Source organism: Fictibacillus macauensis ZFHKF-1 (assembly GCF_000269865.1).
Classification (GTDB): Bacteria; Bacillota; Bacilli; order Bacillales; family Fictibacillaceae; genus Fictibacillus_C; species Fictibacillus_C macauensis.
Genome location: NZ_AKKV01000020.1, coordinates 72463 through 94111 on the forward strand (window position 1 = coordinate 72463; position 21649 = coordinate 94111).

At 41.6% G+C, this 21649-nt stretch carries 26 protein-coding genes; 25 read left to right on the forward strand and 1 reads right to left on the reverse strand.

What is annotated here, in order from left to right:
* Both A374_RS03330 and rpsA read left to right on the forward strand, forming a co-directional pair.
* A complete protein-coding gene (locus A374_RS03330; RefSeq protein WP_040340291.1) occupies positions 1 to 594 on the forward strand; it encodes a lysophospholipid acyltransferase family protein in 594 nt (197 codons plus the stop codon).
* A 25-nt stretch (positions 595 to 619) separates the two neighbouring features.
* Entirely contained in the window at positions 620 to 1765 is a 1146-nt protein-coding gene (gene rpsA / locus A374_RS03335; RefSeq protein ID WP_007200768.1) for a 30S ribosomal protein S1, read from the forward strand.
* A gap of 48 nt (positions 1766 to 1813) precedes the next feature.
* Here the strand turns inward: rpsA and A374_RS19805 are convergent, their stop codons facing one another.
* Positions 1814 to 1951 carry a YpzI family protein gene (locus tag A374_RS19805; RefSeq protein WP_007200769.1) on the reverse strand — a complete coding sequence of 46 codons (138 nt, stop codon included), beginning with the start codon at positions 1949 to 1951 and terminating at the stop codon, positions 1814 to 1816.
* 83 nt (positions 1952 to 2034) lie between these two features.
* On the opposite strand from A374_RS19805, the gene A374_RS03340 reads away from it, so the two are divergent.
* The 23 genes from A374_RS03340 (at position 2035) to trpA (ending at position 21620) form a co-directional block, all read left to right on the forward strand.
* A complete protein-coding gene (locus A374_RS03340) occupies positions 2035 to 2649 on the forward strand; it encodes a YphA family membrane protein (protein ID WP_007200770.1) in 615 nt (204 codons plus the stop codon).
* A gap of 119 nt (positions 2650 to 2768) precedes the next feature.
* Positions 2769 to 4082, forward strand: a complete 1314-nt coding sequence (gene der, locus A374_RS03345; protein WP_007200771.1) for a ribosome biogenesis GTPase Der — start codon at positions 2769 to 2771, stop codon at positions 4080 to 4082.
* A gap of 9 nt (positions 4083 to 4091) precedes the next feature.
* Positions 4092 to 4679 (forward strand): glycerol-3-phosphate 1-O-acyltransferase PlsY, encoded by a 588-nt coding sequence (gene plsY, locus A374_RS03350; RefSeq protein ID WP_007200772.1) that lies wholly within the window; start codon positions 4092 to 4094, stop codon positions 4677 to 4679.
* A 16-nt stretch (positions 4680 to 4695) separates the two neighbouring features.
* Complete coding sequence (locus tag A374_RS03355) at positions 4696 to 5730, forward strand: NAD(P)H-dependent glycerol-3-phosphate dehydrogenase (RefSeq protein WP_007200773.1); 1035 nt, start codon at positions 4696 to 4698, stop codon at positions 5728 to 5730.
* A gap of 87 nt (positions 5731 to 5817) precedes the next feature.
* Entirely contained in the window at positions 5818 to 6081 is a 264-nt protein-coding gene (locus A374_RS03360; protein ID WP_007200774.1) for a stage VI sporulation protein F, read from the forward strand.
* An 880-nt stretch (positions 6082 to 6961) separates the two neighbouring features.
* Positions 6962 to 7159 (forward strand): DUF2768 domain-containing protein, encoded by a 198-nt coding sequence (locus A374_RS03365; protein ID WP_007200775.1) that lies wholly within the window; start codon positions 6962 to 6964, stop codon positions 7157 to 7159.
* Positions 7160 to 7177: 18 nt separating this feature from the next.
* Complete coding sequence (locus A374_RS03370; RefSeq protein ID WP_007200776.1) at positions 7178 to 7903, forward strand: hypothetical protein; 726 nt, start codon at positions 7178 to 7180, stop codon at positions 7901 to 7903.
* Positions 7904 to 8160: 257 nt separating this feature from the next.
* Positions 8161 to 9639, forward strand: a complete 1479-nt coding sequence (gene spoIVA, locus A374_RS03375; protein ID WP_007200777.1) for a stage IV sporulation protein A — start codon at positions 8161 to 8163, stop codon at positions 9637 to 9639.
* Between the two features lie 263 nt (positions 9640 to 9902).
* Positions 9903 to 10175: an HU family DNA-binding protein gene (locus A374_RS03380; protein WP_007200778.1), complete on the forward strand. Its 273-nt coding sequence runs from the start codon at positions 9903 to 9905 to the stop codon at positions 10173 to 10175.
* A 269-nt stretch (positions 10176 to 10444) separates the two neighbouring features.
* A complete protein-coding gene (folE, locus tag A374_RS03385; RefSeq protein WP_007200779.1) occupies positions 10445 to 11011 on the forward strand; it encodes a GTP cyclohydrolase I FolE in 567 nt (188 codons plus the stop codon).
* Positions 11012 to 11025: 14 nt separating this feature from the next.
* Entirely contained in the window at positions 11026 to 11250 is a 225-nt protein-coding gene (gene mtrB, locus A374_RS03390) for a trp RNA-binding attenuation protein MtrB (protein ID WP_007200780.1), read from the forward strand.
* A gap of 104 nt (positions 11251 to 11354) precedes the next feature.
* Positions 11355 to 12065 (forward strand): heptaprenyl diphosphate synthase component 1, encoded by a 711-nt coding sequence (locus tag A374_RS03395; RefSeq protein ID WP_083841931.1) that lies wholly within the window; start codon positions 11355 to 11357, stop codon positions 12063 to 12065.
* A 3-nt stretch (positions 12066 to 12068) separates the two neighbouring features.
* A complete protein-coding gene (locus A374_RS03400) occupies positions 12069 to 12767 on the forward strand; it encodes a demethylmenaquinone methyltransferase (protein WP_007200782.1) in 699 nt (232 codons plus the stop codon).
* 23 nt (positions 12768 to 12790) lie between these two features.
* Positions 12791 to 13654, forward strand: coding sequence for a UbiA-like polyprenyltransferase (locus A374_RS03405; RefSeq protein WP_007200783.1), 864 nt, complete (start codon positions 12791 to 12793; stop codon positions 13652 to 13654).
* A 24-nt stretch (positions 13655 to 13678) separates the two neighbouring features.
* On the forward strand, positions 13679 to 14530 hold the full coding sequence (locus tag A374_RS03410) for a menaquinone biosynthesis protein (RefSeq protein ID WP_007200784.1): 852 nt from the start codon (positions 13679 to 13681) through the stop codon (positions 14528 to 14530).
* An 8-nt stretch (positions 14531 to 14538) separates the two neighbouring features.
* On the forward strand, positions 14539 to 15504 hold the full coding sequence (hepT, locus tag A374_RS03415) for a heptaprenyl diphosphate synthase component II (RefSeq protein WP_040340292.1): 966 nt from the start codon (positions 14539 to 14541) through the stop codon (positions 15502 to 15504).
* Positions 15505 to 15609: 105 nt separating this feature from the next.
* Positions 15610 to 16032, forward strand: a complete 423-nt coding sequence (ndk, locus tag A374_RS03420; RefSeq protein ID WP_007200786.1) for a nucleoside-diphosphate kinase — start codon at positions 15610 to 15612, stop codon at positions 16030 to 16032.
* A 120-nt stretch (positions 16033 to 16152) separates the two neighbouring features.
* Positions 16153 to 16926, forward strand: a complete 774-nt coding sequence (locus A374_RS03425) for a CheR family methyltransferase (RefSeq protein ID WP_007200787.1) — start codon at positions 16153 to 16155, stop codon at positions 16924 to 16926.
* Positions 16927 to 17217: 291 nt separating this feature from the next.
* Complete coding sequence (gene trpD, locus A374_RS03430; protein WP_007200788.1) at positions 17218 to 18258, forward strand: anthranilate phosphoribosyltransferase; 1041 nt, start codon at positions 17218 to 17220, stop codon at positions 18256 to 18258.
* Positions 18239 to 18994, forward strand: a complete 756-nt coding sequence (trpC, locus tag A374_RS03435) for an indole-3-glycerol phosphate synthase TrpC (RefSeq protein WP_040340304.1) — start codon at positions 18239 to 18241, stop codon at positions 18992 to 18994. The genes trpD and trpC overlap by 20 nt, the downstream gene beginning before the upstream one ends.
* Entirely contained in the window at positions 18987 to 19643 is a 657-nt protein-coding gene (locus A374_RS03440; RefSeq protein WP_007200790.1) for a phosphoribosylanthranilate isomerase, read from the forward strand. Before trpC ends, A374_RS03440 begins: the two co-directional genes overlap by 8 nt.
* Positions 19624 to 20823, forward strand: coding sequence for a tryptophan synthase subunit beta (trpB, locus tag A374_RS03445; RefSeq protein ID WP_007200791.1), 1200 nt, complete (start codon positions 19624 to 19626; stop codon positions 20821 to 20823). The genes A374_RS03440 and trpB overlap by 20 nt, the downstream gene beginning before the upstream one ends.
* Positions 20820 to 21620: a tryptophan synthase subunit alpha gene (gene trpA / locus A374_RS03450; RefSeq protein WP_007200792.1), complete on the forward strand. Its 801-nt coding sequence runs from the start codon at positions 20820 to 20822 to the stop codon at positions 21618 to 21620. Before trpB ends, trpA begins: the two co-directional genes overlap by 4 nt.
* Positions 21621 to 21649 lie beyond the last annotated feature (29 nt).

The following is a 21649-nucleotide window of genomic DNA, read 5'->3' on the forward strand; positions in this document are numbered from 1 at the left end:
GTGAACCTGTATACATTCGGGAAGGCAGTATGTAGTACGCTACTGAAAGGTCTTTTTAGAGTGGAAGTGAAGGGGCTAGAACATGTCCCTTCTTCGGGTGGGATGCTGCTGTGCTCAAATCATATACATAATTTTGATCCCCCTCTCGTTGGTGTTTGTTCGCCACGTGACGTTCATTTTATGGCGAAAGCAGAATTGTTTAATGTCCCTCTGTTAAAGCGTATTTTACCAAAGGTTAAGGCGTTTCCGGTGAAACGGGGATCGAGTGATAAGCAAGCGTTACGGAGTGGGTTGTCGGTTCTTAAAGACGGTCATGTGCTCGGGTTGTTTCCCGAGGGAACGCGTAGCAAGACGGGAGAATTAAGTGAAGGATTAGCGGGCGCAGGTTTTTTTGCGCTAAAGTCGGAAGCTTATGTTGTTCCTTGCGCCATTATCGGTTCGTACAAGTTTCGTAAAAAAATAACGGTCATCTTTGGTCCCCCGATTGATTTTTCCACATTACGAACACAAAAAGCTTCCGCAAAAGAAGCGACAAACCTTATAATGGAAACGATAGGACAGCTTATTACGAATGAAACATCGCGTAACCTGTAATGGAAATTGAAGGAGGAATTATAGGATGACGGAAGAGATGAATACAAGCTTAGAAGAAGCAAAGGTACTAGTGATTGGTGAAATCACAGAAGGTACGGTCTTAAAGATTGAAGATAAGCTAGCCATTTTAGACGTTAAGTATAAGCAAGATGCGATCCTTCCGATTAATGAAGTATCGAATGTAGCTGTGGACCATGTTAGCGATGTTTTGCAAGTAGGTGACCGTGTGACGGTGAAAGTTCTAGCGATGAGTGACGAGCAGCTGACCGTTTCAAAAAAAGCAGTAGATTCTGTCTCGTCATGGAGTGAACTGCACGCGAAATTGGAATCGCAAGAAGTCTTTTCTGTTACAGTGTTAGACGTTGTTAAAGGTGGATTAGTAGCCGATGTTGGCGTAAGAGGATTTATTCCAGCCTCCATGGTAGACACAGCCTTTATTGATGATTTTTCTTCATTTAAAAACAAAACATTAACGGTAAAAGTAGTAGAACTTGATCAAGAAAAAAACCGCGTGATTCTTTCGCATCGCATCGTCTTAGAAGAAGAAGAGGCGGCTAAGAAGCAAAATCGTTTAAGCGCATTAGAACCGGGTCAAGTGATAACAGGGACGGTTCGCCGCATGACGAATTTTGGCGCGTTTGTCGATCTTGGCGGAATAGATGGGCTTGTTCATATTTCGCAGCTTTCTTATCAGCGTGTAGAGCATCCGAGTGAAGTGGTTGAAGAAGGTCAAGAAGTAGCGGTAAAAGTATTATCGGTGGATCGTGATAATGATCGTGTGTCGCTTTCGATTAAAGATGTGCAACCGGGCCCATGGGCATCGTTGCCGGCAACAATCGCATCTGGTGCAATCGTAACAGGTACTGTTAAACGTTTGACAACGTTTGGTGCGTTTGTTGAAGTAGCACCCAATGTCGAAGGGCTTGTCCACATTTCCGAGATGAGCAGTCGTCATATTGGAAAGCCAAGTGAAGTTGTAAGCGTTGGTGAAACTGTAACGGTTAAAATTTTGGAGCTTACGGTTGCAGACAAGCGCATGTCACTTAGCATGAAAGCAGTAGAAGAAGCAGAGAATGCTGCAGACATTAAAGAAAACTTTCCAAAAGAAGAAAAAGGCTTTTCTTTAGGAGATATGCTAGGCGAGCAGCTTAAAAACTTACAGCGTAAATAAGACATAGGTAACGACCGAATGAAGTTTTCGGTCGTTTTTGTATAGCGTTTATGCTTGATGATTCCGTTTTTTAGCTTGTTCTGGCCCTTCTAAAGACGTTGCACCATCATATTTTAAACTTTGGTCGCGATCAGACTCTACTCGACGAGAGGCTTTTAATTTTTTTTCTTGGCGATCTTTGCCCACATGTATCACTCCTTTTTTTTAGTATGACAACGTGTTTAGTAATTATTCCACTGGTCATAATGGAAAAGAGGAGGTGACAAGAGGTGGACGGAGTTCTTTTTTATTGGATTAGCTGGGCCGGCTTTATTTATACGACATTTTTAATGAAAAAACAGAGAAATCGGACGTTTTTTGCTTGTTTGCTTTTAGGGGTGATCATTGCGGAAGAGTGGCAGTTGCAACTTTCTTTTTTTTCAGTTCACGTTTCCTATATAGTGCTGTTTTTAAGTAGTTTTTATTTTTTACCGCGCACTTCTTTTTGGCGCATGCTTTATTTTGTGTTCACAACATGTGCTATCGCTTGTGCGTATGCAGGTCTCTCACTTCTTGCAATGTATGATCCGGTATGGCTACAGTACGGCTTAAAATGGGGAATTCCTCTTTTCGTTGTTGTGCTTTCGTTACTATTTACAAACGATGCAGCAGTCCGGGTGTATAGTGTCTTAAGTGGCATGCTAGTAGGGGAGCTTTTGTTTCAAGTGACGATTGCAAAGCTTACGCATTTCATTGAACTTGGGTTGCTTTCCTACTGGGATCAAGGAGCACTAGCGATTCTTGCGCTCTTTAGTTGGCAGGAAGCAAGTCGATTGAGCAGTCTCTTCTATCGCGAAACATGGCGCTTAAAGAATGCCAAAAAAGCGGCAAGAGCGAAAGTATAAGGGCATTGGGCGGTTGTGAGTTATTCTTTTATCTGCTAAAATAAATAAGCTGTAACTTACCGCCCTTCAAATAGGAAGGGTTTTCTTTTTGGTAGAATTATGTAAAAGGATGTGGCGACATGCAAAAGCCAGTACTGGCTATTGTCGGAAGACCAAATGTGGGAAAATCCACAATATTTAATCGAATTGTTGGAGATCGGGTGTCGATTGTAGAAGACATGCCTGGTGTAACTAGAGATCGTATTTATAGTTCAGCTGAGTGGCTGAACCGTGAATTTAATATTATTGATACGGGTGGTATTGAAATCGGTGACGAGCCATTGCTTCAATTGATGCGACAACAAGCGGAAATTGCGATTGACGAAGCGGATGTTATCGTATTTTTAGCAGATGGTAAAGAAGGAGTCACGGCTGCGGATGAAGAAGTGGCTAAGATGCTTTATCGTTCACATAAACCCGTTGTTCTCGGCGTTAATAAAATCGATAATCCTGAGCGTAAAGAATTGGTGTATGACTTCTATTCATTAGGAATGGGCGAGCCTTATCCGATCTCTGGCGCACACGGCATTGGGCTTGGTGATTTATTGGATGCTGTGATGGCTCATTTCCCAGTACAACCGGAAGATGAAATAGAAGATGACTCTATTCATTTTTCTTTAATCGGTCGACCGAATGTAGGGAAATCTTCACTTGTGAATGCCATTTTAAATAAAGAGCGCGTCATTGTAAGTGATATTGCTGGGACGACGCGTGATGCAATCGACTCTACGTTTACACGTGAAGGTCAGAAGTATACGATCATTGATACTGCTGGGATGCGTAAGCGTGGAAAAGTTTATGAAACGACAGAAAAGTATAGCGTGCTGCGCGCCTTAAAGGCGATTGAACGCTCCGACGTTGTTTGTATGGTTTTAAACGCAGAAGAAGGCATTATTGAGCAAGATAAGAAAGTAGCAGGATTTGCTCATGAAGCTGGAAAAGCTGTCGTTATTATCGTTAACAAATGGGATGCCATTGAAAAAAATGATAAAACGATGCGCGAATTTGAACAAAAAATTCGTGATCATTTCCTTTATTTAAGCTATGCACCCATTGTCTTTGTATCAGCATTAACGAAACAACGGTTGCATTCGCTATTCCCGGTGATTAATCAAGTTGCGGAAAATCATGCGCTACGTGTTCAAACTAACGTGCTTAATGATGTGATTATGGACGCCGTTGCTATGAATCCAACGCCAACAGATAACGGGAAACGATTGAAAATTAACTATGCAACACAAGTGGCCATTAAGCCACCAACTATCGCAATTTTTGTAAATGATCCAGAATTGTTGCACTTCTCGTATCGCCGTTTCTTAGAAAATAAAGTAAGAGAAACGTTTGGCTTTATTGGAACTCCCATTCGCATTGTAGCTCGTAAGAAAAACGAATAGGTGATTTTTATGAAGCTGCTATTGTTCGGAATCGTTAGCTATTTGCTCGGTTCGATCAGTTTCAGTTATTTGTTTACAAAATGGCTTGCCAAAGAAGATATTCGCACGCTCGGTAGCGGAAATGCCGGGGCAACGAACACGTTACGAGCCATTGGTGTTGGTCCGGCTCTGCTCGTTTTACTGCTAGACGCGCTGAAAGGGATGCTACCTGTTTGGGTGGCTGTCGTGTATTTTCAAACACCATGGTTAGGTGTCATAGCTGGGGCATGTGCTATTATAGGGCACAATTGGCCTCTCTATTATGGTTTTAAAGGCGGTAAAGGGGTAGCGACAACGATGGGTGTTTTCTTCGTAATGTCGTTTTACCCAGCGCTTTTCGCCGCGTTGCTTGTGATTGTAATTATCGCCATCACACGCTACGTTTCACTTGGTTCGATGGTCTTTATGATCGTTGCGCCTCTTCTTATGCTAATGATGCATAGCATTCCACAAAGTGCTGCTATTGGCGCACTTCTCATTGGTTTATTATCCATTTGGCGACATAAAACGAACATTGTACGCCTCGTGAAAGGCAATGAACGAAAATTAGGTCAATAAGTAGGAGTGATCAAACATGGAAAAGGTAGCAGTAATCGGTGCTGGTAGCTGGGGAACCGCGCTAGCTCTTGTTTTAGCGGATAACGGTCACCATGTGCGTTTATGGGGAAGAAGACAAGATCAAATCAATGAAATCAACGCGCTTCATACGAATGAAAAATATTTACCAGGTGTAGCATTACCAACACAAATGGTAGGCTATACGTCATTACAAGAAGCCGTAGATGGCGTTAGTACACTACTGCTTGTTGCCCCGACAAAGGCAATGCGCGAAGTGCTTGCAGAACTCCGTCCGCATTTATCAGAAGCCGTTACCATTGTGCATGCCTCTAAAGGAATTGAGCCTGGTACATATAAACGTATTTCAGAAATTATTGCCGAGGAGATTCCAGCTTCACTGCGTAAATCTATCGTTGTTTTGTCAGGACCGAGTCATGCAGAGGAAGTCTCCCTTCGACAACCAACAACGGTTACGGTTTCTTCAGAAAACATTGAAGAAGCTGAATTTGTGCAAGATTTATTTATCAATCAAGCGTTCCGTGTTTATACAAATCCCGATATTGTTGGGGTTGAACTTGGTGGCGCATTAAAAAATATAATTGCACTTGGCGCAGGGATGTCAGACGGTCTTGGTTATGGCGACAACGCGAAAGCGGCGTTAATTACCCGTGGCCTTGCTGAAATTGCACGGCTAGGAACGAAAATGGGTGCCAATCCTTTAACGTTCGCCGGTTTAACGGGTATTGGAGATTTAATTGTTACGTGTACAAGCGTGCATAGCCGTAACTGGAGAGCTGGTAATATGCTCGGTAAGGGTAAGGCGCTGCAAGCGGTGTTAGATCAAATGGGCATGGTTGTAGAAGGCGTGCGCACGACGAAAGCTGCTTATGAGCTTGCGAAAAAAGAAGAAGTAGAAATGCCGATTACGAGTGTCCTTCACGATGTTTTATTTGCTGGTAAAGACGCGAAAGAAGCGGTCGATGAACTGATGAAGCGCAGTCGTACGCATGAAGTAGAAGACGTTTCTTCACTCTTAAGCGAACTTCAATAAGTTATTTTTTCTTCCTTCAATTAATCACGGTTATCGTTCTTATGCATACGATAATGGGGAAACGGTTGTTGAAGGAGGACGAAAACAATGGACCGAAACAATCAATTTTTCGATAAAGTCGAAAAATCAACGAATGTGAAAAAAGAAGATATCTTTAAATTGGCGCAGACGGTGAGCAATGAAAATTTAAGAGATGAACGAACGCTGCGTCGTTTGATTGCCCAAGTAGCCTCCTTAGCTGGTGTTCCTGTTTCTAAACAAAAGGAAAACCAGATTGTCAATGCAGTTATTAACAATAATGTGCCGTTAAACTTCTCGACACTTTCTAAAATGTTTGATAACAAACAATGATAATACAAAAATTAGGCAATCTTGCTAAGTAGTTTACTCATGATGAACGACAAAAGATCTTATTCTCCGATTTCGGATAATAAGGTCTTTTTTTTAGCAAAAAGCGGGCATAAAGGGTGCTTACAAAAGGAATCGCGCATGCAATTTTGCTTTATTTTCTAGAACGTATGACCTAAAAAATGCCATTAATACAACGAGACTTGCTGTATTTCTTTGCTGTATTTGGGAGTCATTTTGACGGAGAATGATTCTGTAAGCAATGGTACCTTTTGATTTTTCTAGAATGTATGCCATTTTTTATGCTATAATTTTGGCGGATGGACCGTGCAAGTAGGTATGATCAGAGAGAGCACTCATAACGCGGGAACATACTTTCCATTCAAGGCGGGATGGCTAATTGAAAAGCGCTGTTTGTAAAAAGGGGAAAAGCAAAGCTAAAGCATGCTTATTTTACATATGAAAATTCAAGTACAAAGAGAAAAGCAATTTCCTGACGGACATACAAAAGAAGGATGGGTAAACAAGGAACCCTTTTTTTATTGAGCACTAAATGATCCCGGTAATCGAGGGGAATCGTAACACTGCTTCAACGTTACGTGCCTATGCTCTTTTACAATGAGTGTAACGTTAGCGTTATATGAATGTGAATGCGCATACCCTACACGAAATAGAAGACGAGGCGCTGACCAAAATGGCTTGTTTTTCCGGTTAAGTGTATGAAAGTTTATTACAGAGATGTTACCTGCTTAGGATCGAACGATTCATCAAACGAATACACGGTGTTAGTGTAAGCGAAAAGGAGAGGAAAAGCTGCTGTTTTTTAGATGAACACAATATAGACATGGACAAGGTCCTGCTATATTAAAAAGCGCAGTGTGAAATGGAAAATGGTTTAGCAAAAATGTGGGTGGCGCTTATTGCCATCGGATTGATGTTTGTTGCTGTAACAACGATCCTGCTTAGTCGTACGAAGCTTAGAGGCGTTCTTAAGTACATAATTTCAGTTGTAGCCTATGCTTGTATGATATTAGCTGGTTTTCTCATTGTTTTAGTCGTATTAAGTGGACCAACGAAGTAACGAAGGAGATCATTCATCATGAAAAAAATACTCTTAATGGTAGTCGGAGTATGCTTATTATGTAGCTTGTCAGGGTGTTTATATCCTGATCAGGAACGGGCCGAAAATAAAGTGCCGTACAAGGATCAAATGCGTAGTGTGCAAGAGGCTGTGCAAGCTTTTCAAAAAGATCAGTCGGTCCTGCCTATTAAAAATAAAGATATGACCGTTGATGTGTATGAAAAATATCCGCTTGATTTTAGTAAGCTCGCACCGAAATACATGAGTGAACCGCCGGGGAATTCGTTTGAAAAAGGTGGCACATTTCAATACGTATTAGTCAACCCGGAAACAAAACCGACGGTAAAGCTGATAGATCTTATTGCTGTAAATCGTGCGCAAACGCTCCAAGAACGGTTAAAACAATATATGCAAGATCATAAATATCCACCGTTTAAGAAAATTTTAGCAACAGGGCGCTATACGCTTGATTATAAGAAAATGGGTTATAAGGAAGAGCCTTATGTTGTAAGCCCTTACACACAAAGAAATTTACCTTTTATTATTGATGATCAGTTGCACGTATTTATCGATTATTCGATGGATCTTTATAGCGCGTTGAAAAAAGAGAAAAAAGGCGTCAAAGCGGGGCGTGATATCCGCGCACTGCTCGTTAAACATTCCTTTTTCGTTCCTGCACGGTCGGTACCTTATGGTGTACAAAAAGGAGAACCTGTATTTTTGCAACAAAAGCCTCGTAAATAGTTGGCATGAACTCTCCACTTTTCTAATACATTCATAGAAAAGGAGGAGAGTTTTTCAATGTATGGCAGGTGGTGAAGCATCCTTTTGTTACGGAGTACACAAAACGTTGTGTTGCCTCCCGGTCTATTTTAGAAAGGAAAGCCACCCGTTATTTTCTTGAAAAATTCGCATTCCTTAGCATATTTTTAGGACAACATCATATGTATGTAGTGTCCAAGACTAGCAACCGGAACTTATTTGGATCGGGAGGGAAAGGAATGGAAAAGATTGATATTTTCAAAGATATTGCAGAACGAACAGGTGGAGATATTTACTTAGGAATTGTAGGTGCTGTACGAACAGGTAAATCCACATTTATTAAGCGCTTTATGGAATTGGTCGTTTTGCCTAACATTCAAAGTGAAAGCGATCGCCAACGCGCCCAAGATGAACTGCCACAAAGCGCAGCGGGTAAGACCATTATGACAACAGAGCCGAAATTCGTACCAAATAACGCGGTGAGCATTCATGTAGATGAAGGATTAGATGTGAACATTCGTCTCGTGGACAGCGTCGGTTATGCTGTGCCAAGTGCAAAAGGCTATGAAGATGAAAATGGACCACGCATGATTCATACGCCATGGTATGATGAACCAATTCCTTTTCATGAAGCCGCGGAGATTGGGACGCGCAAAGTAATTCAAGAACATTCCACACTTGGTGTAGTCGTAACGACAGATGGATCGATTGGTGAGATTCCACGCTATGATTATATTGAATCAGAAGAACGAGTGATTGAGGAGTTAAAAGAGGTTGGAAAGCCATTCGTTTTAGTCGTTAATTCGGTGCATCCGCATCATCCTGATACAGAACAGCTGCGAAAAGAGTTATGTGAGAAATATGACATTCCTGTCATCGCAATGAGTGTAGAAAGCATGACAGAACAAGATATTAACAATGTACTGCGCGAAGTATTATTTGAATTCCCAGTGCTTGAAGTGAATGTAAACTTACCAAGCTGGGTAATGGTGTTGCGTGACGAGCATTGGCTGCGCGAAAGCTATGAAGAAGCCGTTCGCGAAACGGTGAAAGATATTAAACGTCTCCGTGATGTGAATCGCGTCGTAGGAAGCTTTAGCGATTTTGAGTTCATTGACGATGCGCGGCTAGCGGGCATTGAAATGGGGCAAGGGATTGCGGAAATCGATCTTTTTGCACCAGATGATCTCTATGATCAAATTCTTAAAGAAGTGGTTGGCGTCGAAATTCGTGGGAAAGATCATTTGTTGCAATTGATGCAAGAGTTTGCTTATGCTAAACAAGAATATGATCAAGTAGCCGATGCGCTTCGCATGGTAAAACAAACAGGCTATGGCATTGCTGCTCCTGCTTTATCGGATATGAGCTTAGATGAGCCGGAAATTATCCGCCAAGGCTCGCGTTTTGGAGTGAGACTTAAGGCGGTTGCCCCGTCTATTCATATGATAAAAGTGGACGTTGAATCCGAGTTTGCGCCGATTATTGGCACAGAGAAGCAAAGTGAAGAGCTCGTTCGTTACCTCATGCAAGACTTTGAAGAAGATCCGCTATCTATTTGGAATTCAGATATTTTTGGTCGCTCACTTAATTCGATTGTAAGAGAAGGAATTCAAGGAAAAATTTCTTTAATGCCGGAAAATGCGCGCTATAAATTAAAGGAAACATTGGAACGCATTATTAACGAAGGCTCTGGCGGTCTTATTGCGATTATTTTATAAAAAAGCTCCAAATTGGAGCTTTTTTTTTGCCTTTTAAAAAAAAGGGATAGGTGTGAGGTAAACGATCATGTGAGAGAAAAGCTGACATGAAAAGGACAAACGAGCAAAAAATCGTCAAACATCGTGCGTCATTTCGCTCTTTTTCATGAAAAAATATTGAATTATTGAGAACTATCGTTTAATATAAGGCTTGTTAAGCACGTCTTTAGGTAAATACTGTATGTTTGATTATATATCGTGTTCTTTGAGAGGAGGTGAAAGACATGAACAAGACGGATCTAGTAAACGCCGTATCTGAGCAAACTCAACTTTCTAAAAAGGATGCAACAAAAGCTGTTGATGCAGTATTTGAAGCAATCTCTGGAACGCTTAAAGAAGGTGGTAAAGTACAATTGATTGGTTTTGGTAACTTTGAAGTTCGTGAGCGTGCAGCACGTAAAGGCCGCAACCCACAAACAGGACAAGAAATCGAAATCGCAGCGAGTAAAGTACCAGCTTTCAAACCAGGAAAAGCCCTTAAGGATGCGCTGAAATAAGCTTATACATAGGGCCAGTAAGAACCGCTATTGCAGCGGTTCTTTTTTTATGAAATCTCTAGAATCTTGTTTTTTCTTAAAATCTGATGCAACCATTCTAAGACGAACCTTTTTTGGTCATACTGCTGAATAAAGAAGCTTCCCATTCAAAAGGCTCTTCATTCGAACAAAAGTAGTATGTAATTGGTGCGTACGGTTTTGCCATTGCCTGTTACATATGCTAGAATCATCTTTAGAAAAGCGTGTTTCATCAATTGGAGGATAGTGTAATGAAAGAATTCGACAAGGACAAAATTCAACAAGCAGTAACTATGATTTTAGAAGCTATCGGAGAAGATCCGACGAGAGAAGGACTACTCGATACACCGAAACGTGTTGCCAAAATGTACGAAGAAGTATTTCAAGGGCTAAATCAAGATCCGAAAGACCATTTTGCGACGATTTTTGGAGAAGATCATGAGGAGCTTGTGCTCGTTAAAGATATCCCGTTTTACTCAATGTGTGAGCATCATCTTGTACCGTTCTTTGGTGTCGCTCATATCGGTTATATTCCTCGTGGAGGAAAAGTAACAGGACTTAGTAAACTAGCGCGTGCTGTTGAAGCCGTTACACGTCGTCCGCAACTGCAAGAACGCATTACTTCTCATGTAGCCAATTCACTCGTTGAAACGCTTGATCCGCATGGTGTAATCGTTGTTGTAGAAGCAGAGCATATGTGTATGACGATGCGCGGTGTGAAGAAACCAGGCTCAAAAACAGTAACGTCAGCTGTTCGTGGTGTGTTTGCTAACGATGCTGCTGCACGTTCAGAAGTATTAGGACTCATTCGTAGCTAAAAGGGGAGAGCTGTATGAAAGAAAATGAGAGCAATGAGTTTTTTGTCATTAAAGCAAAAGAGAATGGCGTAAATGTCATCGGACTAACGCGAGGAAACGAAACACGTTTTCATCATTCAGAAAAGCTAGATAAAGGCGAAGTGATGCTCGCGCAATTTACAGAGCATACATCCGCTGTAAAGGTTCGCGGAAAAGCTGTTATTTATACGCGACATGGAGAAGTAGACACGGAAGGTTAAGCTTGGCTTCAGCCAAGTTTTCTTTATGGCTAAGCATGGTTCCAGGCGCTGTATGATATAATACAAAGAGAACAAGCTAGTCGGCATAGGTAGGATGTGGGGGCATGAACATGAGGATCAGCGAGAAAGTCGATCAATTGAATGAATATGTAAAACAAACGATGAAGCATTCTTTTTTAAAAGAGTACGTAACCAATCCAATTCTTAACCAAGATAAAGGCATATTGGCGTATTGCTTGTTAAAAGAAGCGGACTTGTCAGATGAAAAACTTCAAGAGAATTATGCAGCGATCATGCTTGTTCAGCAGGCATTGGATACGCACGAAACAATCCTGCACATAACAAGTCATCAAATAAAGGAAAGACAGCTAACAGTTCTAGCAGGTGATTATTATAGCTCTCTATATTATTACATGCTTTCCCACTGTGAAGATATCCCTCTGATCCGCTCACTTTCCATCGGTATTCAAGACGTAAATGAACAAAAAATGTCGCTTTTTTATGCCTCAGAAGAAGCGAGCAATCAAGCGGCAATTGTAAAGAATATAGAATCAGCGCTCTTACGCCAAGTGGCCCTTTATGTAGGAAAAAAGGAATACATACCTTTTATTGAAGATTATTTATTGATAACGGCTGTTTCACAATGCCCTGATTCTCCTTTTTCACCCTTTTTTGATTCATTAAAGAATGAAGCGTTAAGACTACAGTCGCTTGTGGCGGATCTTTCCCAGCCGCAAGCTCATAAGGCTGTTACCGAAACGAGAATGAGGGCACTGTCAGAAGCATCCCACCATTTACTTCGGGAGGAAGGATAAGCAATGGAACAAAGAAAAGAACAGCGCGTCCATTCCGTTTTTGAGAAGATTTCAGATCAATATGATTTTATGAATAATGTCATTAGCTTCAAGCAACATACCATTTGGCGCAACGATACGATGAAGCGAATGAATGTAGCAAAAGGCAGTCGTGCTCTTGATGTGTGCTGCGGCACAGCAGATTGGACGATTGCACTGGCAGAAGCTGTTGGCGAAACAGGTCATGTGACAGGGCTCGATTTTAGCAAAAACATGTTAGCTGTCGGTGAAAAGAAAGTACAGCACTTAAAACAAGTAGAATTGCGTCATGGAAATGCGATGGAACTCCCATTTCCTGATGATACGTTTGATTATGTAACGATTGGTTTTGGCTTGCGTAATGTACCGGATTACTTGCAAGTTGTGAGAGAAATGCAACGTGTGGTGAAGCCAGGAGGAATGGTCGTTTGTTTAGAAACGTCACAGCCTTCCACTGTGGTGAAACCCTTTTTTAACGTGTATTTTTCTTATATCATGCCAATGCTCGGGAAAGTACTGGCAAAAAGTTATTCTGAATATTCATGGTTACAAGAATCGGCTGGAGAATTCTTAAATCGTGAACAGTTAAAACGCTTATTTGAAGAAGCGGGCTTACACAATGTAATGGTCAAGCCCTATTCGTTTGGGGCGGCCGCCCTGCATATAGGCTATAAACAAAAATAGAAGCAAAGAAAGAGAGAGCGAGCGTGTTTAAGAAATTAGGGATCATTCTTGAAATGATAAAGTTCGAACATACGTTGTTCGCCCTACCTTTTGCCTTTTTAGGGGCAATTCTGGGGAATGTTGTAGAGGAGCACTCGTTTCCAACGATCATGGAATGGGTGTGGATTACGTTGGCAATGGTCGGTGCAAGAAGTGCAGCGATGACGCTAAATCGCGTCATTGATGCTAGAATTGATAAAGAAAACCCGCGGACAGCCACGAGAGCGATTCCAGCGAAATTAATTAGTAGCAGTGAAGCCATTTTATTTATTGTTGGTTCTTTTGCGCTTTTATTATTCAGTGCTTGGAAACTAAATCCGCTATCGATGTATTTATTACCGATTGCTGTTTTCTTTTTAGTGATTTATTCGTATACAAAACGCTTTACGTACTTATGTCACGTGGTGTTAGGGATTACTATTGCACTTGCGCCACTCGGTGGCTGGGTTGGTGCGACAGGCACGTTGTCATGGGAAGCGTTTCTTTTGTATGTAGCGGTCTTATTTTGGACAGCAGGGTTTGATGTGATTTATGCAACCCAAGATGCTGACTATGATCGTGGCAAAGGGTTATATTCAATTCCGTCCTATTTTGGCGTAGGCAAAGCGCTCATGATTGCGCGAGGATTTCATGTGGTAAGTTTCCTTGGCTTTATTGCGCTCGGCGTACTTGCTTCATTTGGGTGGATTTACTTTGTAGGCGTTTTGATTTCGGGAGCGATTATGATTTATGAGCATTCGCTCGTATCAGCAAATGATCTATCGAAATTAAATGTGGCCTTCTTTACGATGAATGGTATTTTAAGTGTGGTCATGTTCGTGTTTTCATTAGGTGACCTCTTATTGTAAAACGTATGAAAGGTGGGAAGAGTGATGGCGCTAACTGTAGGCGAAATTCAATACACAAATATTCTTCCATTGTTTTTTCATATTAATAAGGAGGAAATGGAAAAAACGGGTGTTCGTTTTTTTCCACAAATTCCGGCTGAATTAAATCGAAAAATGGAACGAGGAGAAGTGGATTTAGGAGGCATCTCCTCCTTTTCATTCGGAGAAAATAGTGAACGTTATAGCTTATTTCCTCAATTGTCTGTGTCGACATTCGGAAAGGTAGGCTCCATTCTACTGTTTTCAAAAAAAGAAATAACCGAACTTGATGGAGCGTCGATTGCGCTTACTTCAAGCTCTGCTACTTCAGTGGCTTTATTAAAAATTATTCTTCAAGAATACTATCGTGTTCAACCTCATTATGAAACCGTAACACCAGATTTTGCTACGATGATGGAACATCATAGTGCGTGTTTATTAATTGGTGAAGATGCGATTAAAGCCCGCTGGGACAAAGCGGCGGAATCATTGTATGTGTATGATTTAGGAGAGCTTTGGTATTCCTTTACCAACTTGCCGATGACGTATGCGGTCATGGCAGTACGGAACGATTGTATTCAACGGGAAATGACGCAACTGCAATCGTTACTAACACAAATGACAGCAAGTAAACGTCGTACCGCAGAGGATCATTACCGTGAAATGATTGCAGAAGTCGTAAAAAGTCATGGCGGAGACCCGTTTTTTTGGTCCAATTATTTTCATGGCATTAACTACGATTTAACAGAAGAGCACCTTAAAGGATTACAGCACTATTTTACACTTGCGCATAAGCATGGTCTGATTGATCATGTTCCGACATTTACGATTTTCAAATACTCCTTACAAGGCATTTAGGTGAAACTATGAAATTGACAGAACTTTATTCTCATGTAAAAAATGATTTGCAACAAATTGAGCAAGAACTAGAGCGGGTCATCTGTGCTGATCATCCTATTTTAGAGCAAGCGAGCAGTCAGCTTCTAAAAGCAGGAGGCAAGCGGATTCGTCCTGTGTTTGTTTTGCTATCGGCACGTTTTGGAGACTATGATTTCGCTAATGCACGTCGCGTAGCAGCTGCGCTGGAAACGATTCATATGGCATCACTCGTTCATGATGATGTCATTGACAATGCCGAGCTGCGAAGAGGTTCACAAACAGTGAAGGCACAATACGATAATAAAGTAGCGATGTATACGGGAGACTTTTTATTTGCTAAGGCCATTGAATTAATGACCAATGTTCATCAAATCGCTGCTCATCAAGTTCTGTCATATTCTATGAAAGAAATGTGCTTAGGAGAAATTCAGCAAATTAAAGAGCAGTTTGATTTAGAGCAAAACATTCGTCAATATTTACGAAGAATCAAACGAAAAACCGCGCTGTTAATTGCGGTAAGCTGTCAGCTTGGTGCCATTTCTTCCAACACAGCAATCCCTCTTCAGCAAAAGCTGTATCGCTTCGGCTATAATGTGGGGATGTCGTATCAGATTATTGATGATATTTTAGATTTTACCGGAACAGAAAAAGAACTTGGTAAGCCAGCTGGCGGTGATTTGCGTCAAGGAAATATTACGCTCCCTGTGTTTTATGCGATGGAAATGGTTCCAACGTTAAAAGAACAAATCAAGGCGTATTACGCTTCGCCAAGCGAAGAAGAGCTACAACGCATTTTAGCAATTATTAAAAAAAGTGGCAGCATTAAGCGTGCTTCAAAAGCGTCGCAAGCCTATTTAGCAGGTGCGTTATCGATCGCTCAGCAATTTCCAGCAGGACAAACAAAAAATAGCATGATCAAAATTGCGAAGTACATCGGAAGACGCAAATTTTAAACACATTGCTAAATTCACCATTATTTGATACTATTTTCTATGGACCACTTAACCTACATAGAGGTCACATTATATTAGGTACATAGAGGATAGGAGAGAACGAAAATGGAAAAAACATTTCTTATGGTGAAACCTGACGGTGTAGAACGCAAATTGATTGGTGAAATCGTAACGCGTTTTGAAAAGAAAGGCTTCCAGCTCGTTGGGGCAAAACTAATGACAATTTCTCGTGATTTAGCAGAAAATCATTATGGTGAGCATAAAGAGCGCCCGTTTTTTGGCGAGCTGGTTGACTTTATTACTTCAGGTCCTGTATTTGCTATGGTATGGGAAGGCGAAAATGTAATTTCTGTCGCACGTAACATGATGGGGAAAACAAACCCAGCAGACGCAGCACCAGGAACTATTCGCGGTGATTATGCAACACAAATGAGCAATAACATTATTCATGGTTCAGACTCTCCTGAAAGCGCTCTCCGTGAAATCGGTTTATTTTTCAGCGAAGAAGCAGAACTTGTTTCTAAATAATTGCTTTGAAAGCGCTATTAAGACAGCTCCTTCCATTATGGTAAGGAGCTGTCTTTTTTGTATTTAAGAAATGCGGTGTGCTAGCCGATATACTGCGTATAACGAAAAAAGGTGAGCGCCATGAATGAAGAGTATGAAGCATTAATGAAAACGATTAAAAGCTTAACAAAAATTGATTTATCGCTGTATAAAGAAGCGCAGATGAAAAGAAGGCTCGCATCCTTTTGCGAGAAAAAGAACATGGATTTTTTCGCTCTATGTCAAGCGTTACCGAGTAACAAGCAACTTCTAGAAGAGTGTTTAGATCGTATGACGATCAATGTGTCGTCGTTTTTTCGCAATCCTGAGCGATGGGATGTTTTTATGAAAGAAGTGATTCCGAAGCTTCAGCAAAAAAAACGTCTCATTACGATTTGGAGCGCGGCTTGTTCCACCGGTGAAGAAGCCTATACGTTAAGTGCCATTGTTCATCATTTTTCCTTACAAGCAACCATTCTTGCTACAGATCTTGATACGGCTGTTCTAGAAAAAGCGCGTAGAGGTGTGTATGCGGAAGAAGCGATACATGATATACCGCTACCGTTTCGCAACCGCTATTTTGCAAAAACACGAGAAGGCATTGTGCCCACGGATGCTTTACGGAAGAACGTGACATTTCAACAACATAATTTACTTTACGATCCTTTTCCCCGTTTTTTTGATATCATTGTCTGTCGAAATGTTATGATCTATTTTACGGAGCAAGCAAAAGAGCAGCTTTACCAGCGTTTTTCGGAGTCTTTACACGAAGGAGGCTACTTTTTTGTTGGCAGTACCGAACAAATTTTTAAGCCGAGTCACTATCGCCTTTCTTCGTTTTTGCCTTTTCTTTATGAAAAAGAAAAACGTCTTTAGTTGACAAAATGATGTGATTGCTTTAACTTGTATTGTAACGATTTAGTAAGAGAAAAAATCGTGATAGTTGAGTTGAGAGAAAAGTTGAGAGAGTTTTTGAGCTGAGTTGAATGAGATAAGTTGAGCAGAGTTGAGCAGAGGGTGAGTCCTACATAAAATCATCCAACCCGTGCTTATTTGTGCATGGGTTTTTTATATTCCTCGCATCATCTTAGTCCTCGTTCGCTCTCCGGTTGGGAGGTGAACTTGTTTCCCTTCCATCGAACCATTTCGATTAGGAGGCGAAAGTGTATGATTACAAAAGAATTTCTCCAAAAAGCACGTCAAAAAGACCCTTTTACAAAACAAGAAGCGTATGAACTCATGACGCTCGTATTATCAGGTAACGTACCAAAGGAAGAGCTCGCATTGTTGCTAACGATGCTTCATAAGCGTGGTGAAACAGTGGAAGAAATGGTCGGTTTCGTTTCGGCTATTATGGCCCAAACGAACCCTATCTCAATTCCTACAGTACCCTTGTTGGATACGTGCGGTACGGGTGGTGATGGTGCATCGACTTTTAATATTTCCACGGCCTCTTCCTTTGTTTTAGCCTCTACAGGCTTACAGGTTACGAAACATGGAAATCGTGCCGTTACATCAACAAGTGGAAGCTCAGATGTGTTACATGCTCTTGGCATCTCGGCGAGCGTTACAGAGGCGGACATTAAACGTCAGTTAGCGCAGCATTCATTGGCGTTTCTTTACGCACCAAATCATCATCCGGCGCTGCGTCATGCGGCTGCCACACGAGCTTCTTTACCGTTTCGGACCGTTTTTAACGTGCTAGGTCCCTTAATTAACCCAACCTTACCAACGCACCAATTAATTGGGGCCTACAATTTAGATGCAGCAAGAAAAATGGCAGAAACACTATCTCAGATTGGAAAGAAACGAGCGCTTATTGTGACGGGTGAAGATGGGCTCGATGAATGCTCTGTCTTTGCTCGTACACACTTCTTTGACGTTCAGGATGGAACCATTACTACCTTTAGTAAAACACCTGAAGAAGTTGGCTTAACGCGCGGACATAAACAAGATATTTTAATCTCATCAAAAGAAGCAAGTGCTGGTCTTGTATACGATGTTTTGCACAATGTAGCGCCGGCTTCGGCGATCGACATCGTTAGTTACAATAGTGGTGCCGCCTTTTATGTAGCCGGTGTAACAGAGACGATTGCAGAAGGCATTCAGTATGCGCGCGAGGTTATATCCTCTCAACAAGCAGCACATCATTTAGCACAAATGCAAGAAAAAGGGAGCGGATATTATGATTTTGCAGCAAATTCTTGACGTGAAAAAAGAAGAAGTAAAGAAGCTTGATCGAGCTTCATTTCACGGAAAACAAAATAAAAAAGTCTCACTATATGAGGCGATTGCAGCAGGCAGTCATCATCCTGCCCTCATAGCAGAAGTAAAGAAAGCATCACCGTCTAAAGGCTTAATTAAAGAGCACTTTGTTCCAACCGAAATAGCGGCTGCTTATGAACAAGCAGGAGCTTCAGCAATTTCTGTTCTCACTGATGAATCCTTTTTCCAAGGTCATAGAGCCGATCTTGTTGCGGTTAAACAGATGGTATCCTTACCGGTACTGCGTAAAGACTTTATTATTGATGAGGTCCAAATTGCTGAAAGTGCGCATATTGGTGCAGATGCGATTCTCTTAATTGCTGCAGCACTTGAACCACAAAAACTACATGAATTATATAACGAAGCCCATGCATACGGTCTTGATTGTTTAGTAGAAGTCCATTCTGTACAAGAAGTTGAGCAGGTGTTAAAAGAATTCACGCCAACGTTAATCGGAATTAACAATCGTGATTTGCATTCATTTCATACTGATGTAGCCCACACAGGTGAGATCATCCAGCACATACCAACCTCCATCTTAACGGTAAGTGAAAGCGGAATTGCTACCCCTGAAGATTTACGCTATTTACGAGAGCATGGTGTTCATGCGGTCTTAATTGGTGAGACGTTAATGCGGGCAGCAACACCAGAAGAGGGGATTGCGCAATTATATGTCTGACGTTGTTTTAAAATATTGCGGCTGTCAAAGCAAAGAAGATCTTGCGCTTGTCGCAAACAGTCAAGCAACGGTTGCTGGGTTTATATTTGCGCCAAGCAAACGGCGTGTTTCACCGCAACAAGTAGCTCAGTGGGTAGCAGACGTTCCACATGAAGGTACGATGCTAGCTGGCGTATTTGTCAATGCTTCAGAAGATGATATAGCGCACGTCCTATCCTTTGTACCACTTGATATTATTCAATGTCATGGAGATGAATCACCAGAGCAAGTGTTGTTGCTCAAAAAAAGGGTGAATAAAAAGATATGGAAAGCGATTCGTCATGATGAACAGGGCATTGCGACGATGAAACAGTTTAGACAGTGTGCCGATGCTTTTGTCATTGATGCCCGCGTAGAGGGCGCTTATGGAGGAACGGGTGTTTCATTTGATTGGAATACAATTCCAGCTTATTTAGAAGAAGCAAAGCACCAACAAGTACCTTGCTTTATTGCCGGTGGTATTACACCACAAAACGTCGGAAAACTACGTGCTTATGGCGTAAGCCACATCGATGTCGCAAGCGGCATTGAACGTGAGGGCAAAAAAGAAAAAGAAGCAATCCAACAGCTTGAGAGGATGATAGAAAATGATGAAAACGACCTTTCCTGATCATAGAGGAAGATACGGTAAATTTGGTGGGAAATATGTCCCGGAAACAATTATGTTTGCGCTAGAAGATTTAGAAAAAGGATTTCAAGATGCGCTTCAAGATGAGGCATTTTTACATGAAGTAAACAAAGAGCTTATGCACTATTCTGGGCGCCCGACGCCATTGACGTATGCTCATAAGTTAACAGAAGCACTTGGAGGTGCGAAGATTTACTTAAAGCGTGAAGATTTAAATCATACAGGCGCTCATAAAATTAACAATGCAATAGGCCAAGCGCTCCTTGCGAAACGAATGGGTAAAGAAAAAATTATTGCAGAAACAGGAGCAGGTCAGCACGGCGTAGCCGCCGCAACAGCTGCTGCACGCTACGGTTTACAATGTACGGTGTATATGGGCGAAGAAGATATTCGTCGTCAATCGTTAAATGTTTTTCGTATGAAGTTACTCGGTGCTGAAGTGGTTCCTGTAACAAGTGGTACGCGAACCTTAAAAGATGCCACCAACGAAGCAATTCGTCAATGGGTGGCAGCGGTAAAAGATACGTTTTACATGATTGGATCTGCGGTAGGTCCTCATCCTTACCCACAAATGGTAAAATATTTCCAATCGGTAATTGGTTTAGAAACGAAAGAACAATTTACGAGCATTACGAACAAAACACTACCTGATAAAATCATTGCCTGTGTAGGAGGCGGCAGTAATGCTATCGGTATGTTTGCTCCTTTCTTACAAGAAGATGTGGAACTTATCGGTGTGGAAGCATCAGGTAAAGGGATTGAGACAGGCTTACATGCCGCAACGATGGCTCAAGGAACACCAGGTGTCATTCATGGCTCTCTTACCGCCTTATTGCAATCAGAAGATGGACAAATTCAAGAGCCCTATTCTATATCGGCCGGATTAGATTATCCTGGGGTAGGGCCAGAGCATGCTTATTTACATGAAAGTAAACGCGTAACGTATGAAGGTGTGACCGATGCAGAAGCGCTCGAAGCCCTCCATCTGCTATGCATAGAGGAAGGCATCTTATGCGCGTTAGAAAGCGCACATGCCGTTGCTCAAGCAATGAAAGAAGCGAAACGTATGACGACCGAGCAAGACATTGTCATTTGCTTATCTGGTCGTGGTGATAAAGACGTGCATACGTTGTTTGAACAAGTGAAGGAGGACTTGCAATGACTGAACGAATGAACCATTTTCAACAAAAAGAAAAGCATGTATTTGTCCCATTTATTACAGCAGGAGATCCGTCACCAGATAGCACCGTTGAACTCGCCTTAACGCTAGAGGCGAATGGTGCTAGTGCTCTTGAACTTGGCATTCCGTATTCCGATCCATTAGCAGATGGTCCTGTCATTCAACGCGCATCATTGCGAGCTTTACAACAAGGCATGACGCTAGAAAAGGCGATGACGCTTGTTGGTACAATGAGAGAGAAGGGACTTACGATCCCAGTCATTATCTTTACTTATTACAATCTTTTGTTACAATTGGGAGAACAGACTTTTTATGAACAGGCGCTTCGTAATGGGATCGATGGACTACTTGTACCTGACTTACCTTTTGAAGAAAGTGAATCGTTACGAAAAGGCTGCGAGGAGCATGATCTTAGTTTAATTTCCTTAGTAGCACCAACAACTTCGCCAGAACGATTGGCGCACATTGGTGCTCAAGCTCACGGCTTTTTGTATTGTATTTCTTCTCTTGGTGTTACAGGAACGCGTTCTTCTTTTTCAACCGACGTTATGTCATTTCTTGAGAAAGCAAAGGCTGCAACAAGCATACCTGTTTTAATTGGTTTCGGCTTATCTCATAAGACGCAAATGCAAGCTTTTGAATCTCAATGTGACGGATTTATCGTTGGTAGTGCCATTGTGAAGAAAATTGAAGAGCTCGGGCCGGATCTTGTCAATGAAGAAACACGGGATACAGCGCTTGGAGCATTTTCAACGTATATTGCCCAGCTTGTTCCGTAAAAAGACTCTACCGTTACTTGAAAGGAAGG